The organism is Cyanobium sp. Cruz-8D1, from assembly GCF_024345975.1.
GTDB lineage: Bacteria > Cyanobacteriota > Cyanobacteriia > PCC-6307 > Cyanobiaceae > Cyanobium.
Genome location: NZ_JAGQCD010000031.1, coordinates 24,621 through 34,269 on the forward strand (window position 1 = coordinate 24,621; position 9,649 = coordinate 34,269).

The following is a 9,649-nucleotide window of genomic DNA, read 5'->3' on the forward strand; positions in this document are numbered from 1 at the left end:
TCGATCGGGGAGATCTCTCCCCATCTTTTCCAGCCCCGGCAATGCCGGGGCTTTTTCATGGCTCTGCGCTCCACTGGGCCAGGAGCAGGGTGTGCCCAAGGGGCTGGGGCAGGGTGGTACCCCGTCGCTCCCGGAACTGGGCTTCGAGGCTCTTGCGGCCAGCGGCAGGAAGCGCTGCCGCCAGATGCTTCCGGTAGCTGGCCTCAGCGCCGAACCAGCGCTCCAGCAGGGCGTCGCTCAGGGGAAGGTCGAGCCCCTCCTCCCAGAAGCGGCGCTGCACATGCCAGCCGAGGGCTTCCAGCCCCTCCTGCACCCGATCGGCCAGCTCGGCGTCGCCCGCCAGCCACTCCTGTTCCCTGGTGGCCGCGCGCTCAAGAACGGCCGGCACGTCGCCTGCGGCGCGGCTGAGCAGGTGGGCGCGCAGGCTGCCCGCCGGTCCCAGCAAGGGATGGGTGAACAGCAGGCGGGCCCGGGCTCCCGGGGCCGCCAGGGCCGTGAGCTGCTCCAGCCAGGCCAGTCGTTGCGCCGCGGAACTGTGGCGCCAGGGCTGGCGCGCGGCGATCCACTCAAAACGACCCTTCCCCTGGGGCGGACCGGCCAGTTGCGTCTGAAGCTGCTCGGGGGCGTCGCTGGCCACGGCCAGCAAGCGAGGTCGCCGCAACTGATCCAGCAGCTGCAGCTGGGCCTGCAGGCGATCGAGCACCGCCGCGCTCGGCGTGGTCAGCACCACTTCCCCCTCGCTGGCAGCTTCCAGCGGATCGAGGGCCCAGAGCAGGGAGTGGGCTTCGACCACCAGCACCCGGTCCAGGCGCCCGATGGCGGCGTCCTGCCAGAAGCGCTGGCGCAGCCGGTCGAGCCGCTCCCCCTCCGCCCCGGCCTGGCGTTGCAGCCAGCGGTTCAGCAGGGGGTCGTCCGGACTGCTGCTGAGCAGGTCGCCCCGGCCGTCCGCTGCCGTTTCGGCCGCGGCGGCCAACTGGGCGGCCCGGCGCTGCTGCAGCCGTTTGCGCAGCCCCCCTTCCCAGCCCAGGGATCCCGGCTGCCAGAACACCTCCCCCTGCAACGCCTGGGGCAGGTACTGCTGGGCGACCCAGTGGTCGGCATAGGCGTGGGGATAGCGGTAGCCCACCCCATCCCCAAAGGCCTGGCCATCCCTGTTGGCATCGCGCAGATGGGCCGGCACCTGCTGGCGGCGGCTCTCGCGCACCGCCTTGACCGCATCAAAGAAGCCCAGGCTGCTGTTGCTCTTTTCGGTTCCGGCCAGATACAGAGCGGCATGGGCCAGGGGATAGAGCCCCTCCGGCAGGCCCACCCGGTCGAAGGCGGCGGCGCAGGCTTCCACCACCACCATCGCCTGGGGATCGGCCAGGCCGATGTCCTCGCCGGCGGAGATCAGCAGGCGCCGCAGGATGAAGCGAGGGTTCTCGCCGGCTTCCACCATCCGCGCCAGCCAGAACAGGGCCGCATCGGGGTCGGAGCCCCGGATCGACTTGATGAAGGCGCTGATGGTGTCGAAGTGGGCATCGCCCTGCTTGTCGTAGAGCACCGCCCGCTGCTGGATCGATTCCTCGGCAATGGCCAGGTCGATGCGGATGACGCCGTCGGCGTCGGCTTCGGTGGTTTCCACCGCCAGTTCCAGGGCATTGAGCAGGCTGCGCGCGTCGCCCCCCGCCACGTCCAGCAAATGGGCGCCCGCTGGTTCGGAGAGCTCGACGGAGCGTTGGCCGTAGCCATGTTCGGGATCGGCCAGGGCCCGCTCCAGCAGCAGGCGCAGATCTTCCGGTTCCAGGGGTTGAAGACGGAACAGACGGGAGCGGCTGACCAGGGCCTTGTTGACTTCGAAGTAGGGGTTTTCGGTGGTGGCGCCGATCAGGGTCACGGTGCCGTTCTCGACCCAGGGCAGCAGGGCATCCTGCTGGGCACTGTTGAACCGATGCACCTCGTCGATGAACAGGATCGTGCGCAGACCGTGGTGCTCGAGGCGCAACTTGGCGGCGTCCACCTCGGCCCGCAGATCCTTCACCCCGGCCAGCACGGCGTTGAGGCTGCTGAAGTGGGCCCGGGTGCTGCCGGCGATGATCCGCGCCAGGGTCGTCTTGCCGGTGCCGGGGGGGCCGTGCAGGATCAGGTTGCCGACCCGGTCGGCGGCGATGGCACGGCGCAGCAGCCGCCCCGGACCCAGGATTGCCGCCTGACCCACGAAGTCGTCGAGGCTGCGCGGCCGCAGGCGATCGGCCAGCGGGGCGATCCTGCGCCTGGCTTGCTCGCCTTGATGGCTGAACAGATCACTCACTGTTGCGTGCCTTGACTCACTCCACCCGTGGATGGAAGCGGGAGCTGAAGGCCAGCAGGTCAAACCCGCTGAACAGGAAGCTGATCCCCACCAGCAGACCGATCACCGAGAGCAGGCTGGCCGGACTCATCGTCAGGATCAGCAAGCCAAGAGCGAGGGTGACGATGCCGTTGGCCAGTCCCCATCCCCAGCCCCTGGTGGTGCGGTGGCTGAGGGAGACGATCGCCATCACGACACCCTCCACAAGGAACACCAGGCCGAGTGCTGTGGCCAGCGCCTTCACCTGCAGGGCGGCAGGAACCACCCCGGATTTGAATTGCAGCAGCATCCAGATGCCGGTGACCAGGAACAGGGTGGACACCACCAGCCTCCAGAAGCAGTGCCAGCGGCCGAGGCGTCGGGCACGCGAGAGGTTGTCGATCCAGCCCATGAGGCCACTCACCAGGAAGGCGATCGCCACCATCACGGTGACGGAGGCTGAGGCCACCACAGGAAAGCTGAGGGCCAGAAGCCCCAGCACGATCATGATGATTCCCTCGGCCTGGGTGAGGCCCTGGAGCCGGCCCGCTTCGGCCGCTGTGCGATCCAGGGGAAGGCCGGAGGAATCCTCCGCGTCGGGAGAGTTGAAGGTGGCGCCGGAAGGCATAAGACCCATGGACACATCCTTGGCAACGTAGGCAAGGGAAAACTTGCCGTGGCTTCCCCGTCATGGTCTGAGATTGACGCGCTGGGTGGCTTGGTAGCGAATCAAGGCCTCGTAGGTGCCGGATTCTTGGCAGCGTCTGCTACTTCATGGTCATCGTTGGTGCCATTGATGGCTTTTGGCTGATGGAGGCACTGCTGCTGATGACCGTGTTCACGGGCCTGGTGGGTCTGCTGCTGCGCCGCAGCCTCTTCCTCAAGGGGATGGGAATGGATGGGATGGCGACGGGGGCTGGGCGGCGCCAACAACCGAGAGCGAACCTGAGATCTGCGTGATCGCCCCGCGGGTGGAGAGCGACGCCGATGGACGGGGGTGGCTGAGCCGCTGAAGGCAGCGCCTGATGGTGGCGGCAGGCTCAGAGGCGGCGCAGAAAGAAGGGGATCAGCACGGCGTTGAACAGATCGATGAGGAACGCCGACACCAGTGGCAGCACGATGAAGGCCTTGTACGAAGGCCCGAATCGTTGGGTCACCGCCGTCATGTTGGCCATGGCGGTGGGGGTGGAGCCCAGCGAGATGCCGCCGAAGCCGGCGGCGATCACGGCAGCGTCGTAGGTGCCACCGAGCAGCGGAAACACCAGGAAAAGATTGATCACCAGGGCCAGCAGGAACTGGGCGATCAGGATCAGCACAAGGGGCCCCGCCAGATCCACCAGCGTCCAGAACTGCAAGGCCATCAGGGACATCGCCAGGAACGCCCCGAGCGAGATCTCGGCGATCAGGGCCAGGGCCGGTGTTCTGGAGGGCCAGCGGAACCCTGCCTTTGGCCCTGGCCTGGGCAGCAGGTTGCTGAGCAGGATGCCCACGATCAGGCAGGGCACGAACAATGGCAGGAACAGCCCGAGGTCGCGCATCAGCTTCTGCAGAATCGAGCCGAGGATGATGCAGATGTTGATCGCCAGCACCGCTCCCAGAAAATCGAGGTGACCCATCACCTCCCCGCCGCCCCTGGGGCTTGCCCGCACGGGCGTCTCCTCGGAGCCGGGGGTTGCCAGACGGTGGCGGCGGATCAGGTACTGGGCGATGGGTCCCCCAGTGGCACTGGCGATGATCAGGCCGAAGGTGGCGGCCGCAATGCCGATCTCCAGGGCGTTGGCTACGCCGTGTCCGGTGGCGAACTTCGGTGCCCAGGCGATCGTGGTGCCATGGCCGCCGATCAACGACACCGTGCCCACCAGCAGTCCGGTGGCGGCCGGCAATCCACTCCAGCGGGCCAGGCCGATTCCCAGCAGGTTCTGCGCCACCATCAGCACGATGCTCAGCACCAGCAGCACCACCAAGGACCGGCCACCACGGCGCAGGTCGGCGAAGCTGGCATTCATGCCCACCGTGGTGAAGAAGTAGACGAGCAGCACATCACGGGCCCGCATGCCGAAGTTGATCTCAAAACCGAAGGCGAAATGCAGCAGGGTGATCAGCAGAGCCACCAGCAGGCCGCCACTTACGGGCTCAGGAATGGTGAATTCCTGCAGCAATCGAAAGCGACTGTTGAGACTCTTACCGAGGAAAAGAACGAGAATCGCCAGGGTAACAGTAAGGAACGACTGCACCTCAATCGCTCCATTCACAACGTTCATCTTCGTTGACCTGGGTGGAAACGAACCTGTTGGTAGGGAGCTTACTCCACACGATCAGAAGCAAGAAGATATTCAGCAGACGGATCCGAGTGGCCAGTCCTCAAGCGAGGCCGGAGTCCGCACGGCCATCGGATGGCTGGTGAACGCAACAGGTCGTGGCCCCAGCCGGCGCTGATCGAGGGGATCCAGCTGTCCGTTGAAGGCTGCCCATAGCCGGCCATCGACCAGGAGCCGCTCTGCCGGTCTTGGGAGCGGGCGGCGAGTTGGCTGGCCAGGGCGGTCAGCGCTTCATTCGTCCCATGTCGGTGGGACAAGGTTGTGAAGGAGAGACCCTGGCAGAGAGCTGCGCTGCTCAGTGCGGAAGACGTCCTCGATAGATTGCGGATCTTCCGCAATGTCTGAGAATCCATGGCCATCATTGATGCCATCGATGGCTTTCGGTTGATGGAGGCGCTGATGCTGCTCACCGTGTTCACGGGCCTGGTGGGTCTGCTGTTTCGCCGTAACCTTTTCCTCAAGGTGATGGGAATGGATGTAATGGGCACCGGGGTGATCTCCTTCTTCGTGCTCGTTGCGGCGCGCAGCGGGTTTCGCACCCCGATCCTCGACGGCACTGTGGCGTTTCCAGGCGGCAACGACTGGGCCGATCCGATTCCCCAGGCCGTGATCCTTACCGCTGTGGTGATTGGTCTTTCGATTCAGGCGCTGCTGCTTGTGGCGATCACCCGCCTGGCCAGCGTTGATCCCAGCCTTGATGGGGGCCAGCTCGATCAGCTGGGCCGCGACTGAGGGTCACGGATGTCTCCCCTTTCCCTGGTGTCCTGGAACCCGAGTGGTTCACTCCTGACGGTCGCCTGGCTGCTTCTGCCTTTCCTGGCGGCGTTCCTGGCGGCTCTGGTGCCGCGGCTGGCGCGTCCCCTGATCCTGCTGGTGGTGGCCACGACGCTGGCGATGGCCCTGGCGGCCTGGCAGGGCTGGCTGCCGGCGGATCTGCTCCTGCTCGGGCCCCTCGGGGTTCGCCTGCAACTCGATCCGCTCGCCTCGCCCCTGCTCCTGCTGACGGGCCTGGTGCACGGGGCCGTGCTGTTGGAGGGCTGGGGCCGCGAACTGGAGAAGCCCTTTCTGCTGTTACTGCTGCTCCTGCAGGGCGGCATCCATTCAGCGATCGTGGCCAGCGATCTGATCAGCATCTATGTGGCTCAGGAGGTGGTGGGGATCAGCACCTTTCTGCTGCTGGTGCAGGGCAATCGGGCTCCCCAGCTCTGGATCGGTTTGCGGTACCTGCTGATCGGCAACAGCGTGATGCTTCTGTATCTGCTCGGTGCGGCGCTGGTGTACCGCGAGCAGGGCAGTTTCGCGCTGGCGGGTCTGGAGCGGAGCAGTGGCATGGCCCTGGCCCTGCTGCTGCTGGCCCTCTTCACCAAGGCTGAGGTGTTCATCTCCGGGCTGTGGCTGCCCCGCACCAACGCCGTGGCTCCGGCCGCCGTCTCCGCCCTGATCTCGGGAGGCGTGGTGTGCGCAGGGCTCGCTCCCTTGCTGCGCATCGCGGCGACGGTGGAGAGTGCGGGTTCCCTGCTGCGCTGGATCGGTCTGGCCAGTGCCCTGCTGGGGCTGATCTTCGCCCTGGCTGAGCGCCGGGTCGCCCGGTTGCTGGCCTGGAGCACCATCTCCCAGATGGGCATGGTGTTGGTGGTGCCGGCGGTCGGTGGGCTGTATGCCCTGGCCCATGGTCTGGCCAAAGCGGCGCTGTTCCTGGTCTGCGAGCGGCTGCCCGCCGTTTCTCTCGACGGCTGGCGTTCCCAGGCGTTCCCGTGGCGGCACGGCGCTCCGCTGCTGCTGGCCTCCCTTTCGATCGCCGGGGCGCCCCCCCTGCTCGGCTTTCTGGCCAAGGAGCAGCTGGGCCTGGCCCTCTCTGGCCCGCCGGCGGGGTTGCTTCCTGGGGCCGCGCTGCCTGCCGCCGTCCTGCTCCTGTCGGTGGGCACGGCGGCTGTGTATGCCCGCCTGTGGCGCCTGCCCGGCAACGACGCCGCCACGGCGCAGGCCCAACCGGGCTCGCCGGGTGCGCTGCTGCTGGTGGCGGCACTGCTGTTGCTGAATCTCTCCCCCTGGGCCCTGGAGGGCTGGCGGACGCTGGTGGCCCAGGGAAGCAGCGAGGCCCTGCTCAAGTCGGCTGGCCTGCTGCTCGCCGGACTGGGCCTTCAGCGTCTGTGGCCCAAGGGCCCGGATGGTGCGCGCCTGCCCGATCTGGAGGGCCTCGATGATCTGCTCGGTGGCGCCGTGCTGGTCGGGGCCGCGTTGGTGCTGCTGCTCGGCCGATGACACCGTCCCTCACCATCGCCTTCCGTCTGGTGCTGTGGTGCCTGCTGACCGCCGATCTGCGGCCGGTGAACCTGGCGATCGGCCTGATCGTGGCGCTCCTGCTGCCCATCGATCGCGGCTCTGGCCTGACACCGCGGCAGCTGGCGGTCGCCGTGGGCCGCACCCTGCGGGTGATTCCCCAGGGCTACGCCGAAGCCTTCCGCATGATGCGGGTCCGCCACGGACAGGAGCGGCTGGTGGAGACGCCGGCCAGCGAGCCGGTGGGGCCTGGGAGGGCGCGGGGCGCCCACGGGCTGCTGGTGTTCCTGGAAATCTTCCGGATCAGCTTCACGCCCCTGACGCTCGTACTGGGGATCAGCGGCGATGGTCGCCGTTACCGCCTGCATCGGCTCGAGCCCAACCGTCAGACTGCCCCTGAGGAGCACCTGAAGCCATGATTGCCCTGGTTTACGGCATGGTGCTGGCGCTGCTGATTCCGATCGCGGTGGCCTGCCGACGCACCGATGTCTGGCATCTGCTGGCCGGCTTCACCAGCCTCTCCACCAAGGTGGCGGTGTTGATGCTGGTGGTGTCCGTGGTGCGGGACGACTGGATGATCGGCCTGGTGGGCGTCATCATCCTCAGTGTGGGCAACGCCGGGCTCATGCTGCTGGCCAACCTGCTCTGGGGCAGCGAGCCTTGAACCTGCTCAGCCTGCTGCTGATTGCTCTGGGCCTGGTGTTCTGGTTCTGGGGAAGCTGGCCCCTGCTCGGCAGCGACAGCTACCTGAGCAAGCTGCACAGCCTCTCGGTGGCCGACAACCTGGGCTCCGCGCTGATTCTGGTGGGTCTGCTGCTGAAATTGCCGCGGGAATGGCCTCTGCTGACGATGGCGCTGCTGATGCTCGTGATCTGGAACACGATCCTGGGCTACGTCCTGGCGGCCTGCTCCCAGCCGCGACCGCGGCGTGGATCCCAGTGAACGACTTCTACCTGCTGCTGCCGGTCACGGCGCTGCTGCCGTTGACGGCCTTGCTGCTGGTGAGCCGGGCCGACCCGTACCAGGTGTTGATCCTGCGGGGGGTCCTGGGGGTGGTGGCCGCCCTTGTTTACGTGCTCCTGGGGGCGGCGGATGTGGCCCTCACCGAGGCGATGGTGGGCACGCTGCTGTCCACCACCCTCTACGCCGTGGCGCTGCGCTCCTCGATGGTGCTGCGTCTGGCGGTGGCCGCCGATGAGCCGGTGGAGGAGGAGGCGGCGGAACTGCTGACCAGCTGGCTGAAGCCGGCCAGGTTGCGCCTTCAGCTGGTGCCCTCGGCAGCGAAGGGGACATCCAAGCCAGCCATGGCGGCTGATCTGCACGGTGAGCTGGTCGGCAGCCGAAGCCTGCGGCTGCACAACGACCGGCTGCGGCAACGGTTGCTGGCCCTGGAGGGCGCCCAGCGCTGGCGGAGCTGGGGTGGGGAGATCGGCCGACTGGATGCGGCGGGGCAAGCGAGCGAACCGTGAAGATCCTGGTCCTCATTGCTGCGGCCATCCTCTGCCTGGCACCCCTGCTCGCCGGCAGGGACAGCTCGGTGGATTCGGTCCAGCTGATCAGCCTTCTGGTGAGTCAGAGCGGTATCCCGAACACGGTGTCCGCCGTGATCCTGCAGGCCCGCCTGTACTACACCATCGGCGAGGTGGTGGTGTTCACCTTGGCCTCGCTGGGGGTGCGCTGGCTGCTCAGTGACGCCCGCCCGGAGCGGCAGATCGAGGCGTTGAGGGATACGGCCTCGGTGGTGCTCTGCCGGCTCGGGGCCACGGTGGCGGCCATGGTGGCGGTGGAGCTGGCGCTGCGGGGCCATCTCACCCCAGGGGGTGGCTTCGCGGCCGGTGTTGCCGGCGGCACGGCCTTCGGCCTGGTGGTGATCAGCGGCTCCGCCAGGCTGGCGGATCGCTTTTACAGAAGGGTGCACGCCGATCTGTGGGAGAAGCTGGCAGTGCTGGTCTTCATCGTCGTCGCCATCATTAGCTTCGAGGGGATCGTGCCGGTGAGCGGCCGCTTCGGCACGGTGGAAAGCGGCGGCTGGATCCCCCTGCTGAACGTGCTGATGGCCATCAAGGTGACCCTGGGCTCCTGGACGATGGTGCAGTTGTTCGTGCGTTACCGGGGCCTGCTATGAGGGGCCGGGGCACTCTGCAGGCGGTTCAGCCAGCTCCCGGGAAGGTGCGCTGGGGCGGCACCCAATTGACAGGCCAACGGTTAGCGAGAAGAGCCACCAGCAGCATCGGTGTTGCCAGGCCGAAGCAAGCCAGCCATTGGTTGGCCGTCATCGGCGTGGTCTCAAACAGCAGATTCATCACGCGCCACTGACTGAACATCACTTGCAGCAGAAAAGCGGCAAGGATGCCGAAGCCGATGCGTGAGACGTTCCCCAGAACCACCTGGCGTCCCCGCAGCCGTGCCATCAGTGAGGACCAGAACTGGCTAAGGCTGAACAGGTAGATCACCAGGCCCGTAACCAGGGTCTGGATCGCCATCGTTCGGGCGAGGGCGAGATCGCCACTGGAATCGCGGATCCAGGCGAAGACGCCGAAGATGAAGATCAGGTTGAGCGTGGAAATCAGGGCGATCCGCACCAGCAGTGGACGCGACAGCAGGGGCTGCTGGGGAGCTGACTGCCCGACACAAGTCTGAGAACCCTTGCGACAGAATGGGTCTCAGTCAATGGGGTGGGCAGGGAGCCATGGGAGCTTGGGGCTGCGAAACCAATCCAATCCCCTGTGGATCCCCAGACCCG

At 66.9% G+C, this 9,649-nt stretch carries 11 protein-coding genes and 1 pseudogene; 8 read left to right on the forward strand and 4 right to left on the reverse strand.

All coding sequences use genetic code 11. The annotated features are described in order from the left end of the window. Positions 1-55 precede the first annotated feature (55 nt). On the reverse strand, positions 56-2,290 hold the full coding sequence (locus KBZ33_RS15970; RefSeq protein ID WP_254954335.1) for an AAA family ATPase: 2,235 nt from the start codon (positions 2,288-2,290) through the stop codon (positions 56-58). Positions 2,291-2,306: 16 nt separating this feature from the next. Beyond that, on the reverse strand, positions 2,307-2,816 hold the full coding sequence (locus tag KBZ33_RS15975) for an HdeD family acid-resistance protein (protein ID WP_254954348.1): 510 nt from the start codon (positions 2,814-2,816) through the stop codon (positions 2,307-2,309). A gap of 266 nt (positions 2,817-3,082) precedes the next feature. On the opposite strand from KBZ33_RS15975, the gene KBZ33_RS15980 reads away from it, so the two are divergent. After that, complete coding sequence (locus KBZ33_RS15980; protein ID WP_254954336.1) at positions 3,083-3,268, forward strand: hypothetical protein; 186 nt, start codon at positions 3,083-3,085, stop codon at positions 3,266-3,268. Between the two features lie 80 nt (positions 3,269-3,348). Here the strand turns inward: KBZ33_RS15980 and gltS are convergent, their stop codons facing one another. Further along, a complete protein-coding gene (gene gltS, locus KBZ33_RS15985) occupies positions 3,349-4,569 on the reverse strand; it encodes a sodium/glutamate symporter (RefSeq protein WP_254954337.1) in 1,221 nt (406 codons plus the stop codon). 408 nt (positions 4,570-4,977) lie between these two features. Here gltS and KBZ33_RS15990 point away from each other — a divergent pair, with 408 nt between their 5' ends. The 7 genes from KBZ33_RS15990 to KBZ33_RS16020 are packed head-to-tail and all read left to right on the forward strand — an operon-like array spanning position 4,978 to position 9,031. After that, positions 4,978-5,358 (forward strand): cation:proton antiporter subunit C, encoded by a 381-nt coding sequence (locus KBZ33_RS15990; RefSeq protein ID WP_254954338.1) that lies wholly within the window; start codon positions 4,978-4,980, stop codon positions 5,356-5,358. Positions 5,359-5,367: 9 nt separating this feature from the next. Beyond that, on the forward strand, positions 5,368-6,888 hold the full coding sequence (locus KBZ33_RS15995; RefSeq protein WP_254954339.1) for a proton-conducting transporter membrane subunit: 1,521 nt from the start codon (positions 5,368-5,370) through the stop codon (positions 6,886-6,888). Continuing rightward, positions 6,885-7,325: a sodium:proton antiporter gene (locus KBZ33_RS16000; RefSeq protein WP_254954340.1), complete on the forward strand. Its 441-nt coding sequence runs from the start codon at positions 6,885-6,887 to the stop codon at positions 7,323-7,325. Before KBZ33_RS15995 ends, KBZ33_RS16000 begins: the two co-directional genes overlap by 4 nt. Beyond that, on the forward strand, positions 7,322-7,570 hold the full coding sequence (locus KBZ33_RS16005; RefSeq protein WP_254954341.1) for a hypothetical protein: 249 nt from the start codon (positions 7,322-7,324) through the stop codon (positions 7,568-7,570). The genes KBZ33_RS16000 and KBZ33_RS16005 overlap by 4 nt, the downstream gene beginning before the upstream one ends. After that, positions 7,567-7,848, forward strand: a complete 282-nt coding sequence (locus KBZ33_RS16010) for a monovalent cation/H(+) antiporter subunit G (protein ID WP_254954342.1) — start codon at positions 7,567-7,569, stop codon at positions 7,846-7,848. Before KBZ33_RS16005 ends, KBZ33_RS16010 begins: the two co-directional genes overlap by 4 nt. Beyond that, positions 7,845-8,375, forward strand: coding sequence for a hydrogenase subunit MbhD domain-containing protein (locus KBZ33_RS16015; RefSeq protein WP_254954343.1), 531 nt, complete (start codon positions 7,845-7,847; stop codon positions 8,373-8,375). The genes KBZ33_RS16010 and KBZ33_RS16015 overlap by 4 nt, the downstream gene beginning before the upstream one ends. Continuing rightward, entirely contained in the window at positions 8,372-9,031 is a 660-nt protein-coding gene (locus KBZ33_RS16020) for a Na(+)/H(+) antiporter subunit B (protein WP_254954344.1), read from the forward strand. Before KBZ33_RS16015 ends, KBZ33_RS16020 begins: the two co-directional genes overlap by 4 nt. A 25-nt stretch (positions 9,032-9,056) precedes the next feature. On the opposite strand, the pseudogene KBZ33_RS16025 reads toward KBZ33_RS16020, so the two are convergent. Continuing rightward, a pseudogene (locus KBZ33_RS16025) lies at positions 9,057-9,512 on the reverse strand (cation transporting ATPase C-terminal domain-containing protein); the annotation flags it as partial. Positions 9,513-9,649 lie beyond the last annotated feature (137 nt).

Coding starts and splice junctions, on each gene's coding strand:
- KBZ33_RS15975 (WP_254954348.1), bottom strand. CDS start 2,816: ATGATCGTGCTGGGGCTTCTGGCCCTCAGCTTTCCTGTGGTGGCCTCA.
- KBZ33_RS15980 (WP_254954336.1), top strand. CDS start 3,083: ATGGTCATCGTTGGTGCCATTGATGGCTTTTGGCTGATGGAGGCACTG.
- gltS (WP_254954337.1), bottom strand. CDS start 4,569: ATGAACGTTGTGAATGGAGCGATTGAGGTGCAGTCGTTCCTTACTGTT.
- KBZ33_RS15990 (WP_254954338.1), top strand. CDS start 4,978: ATGGCCATCATTGATGCCATCGATGGCTTTCGGTTGATGGAGGCGCTG.
- KBZ33_RS15995 (WP_254954339.1), top strand. CDS start 5,368: ATGTCTCCCCTTTCCCTGGTGTCCTGGAACCCGAGTGGTTCACTCCTG.
- KBZ33_RS16000 (WP_254954340.1), top strand. CDS start 6,885: ATGACACCGTCCCTCACCATCGCCTTCCGTCTGGTGCTGTGGTGCCTG.
- KBZ33_RS16005 (WP_254954341.1), top strand. CDS start 7,322: ATGATTGCCCTGGTTTACGGCATGGTGCTGGCGCTGCTGATTCCGATC.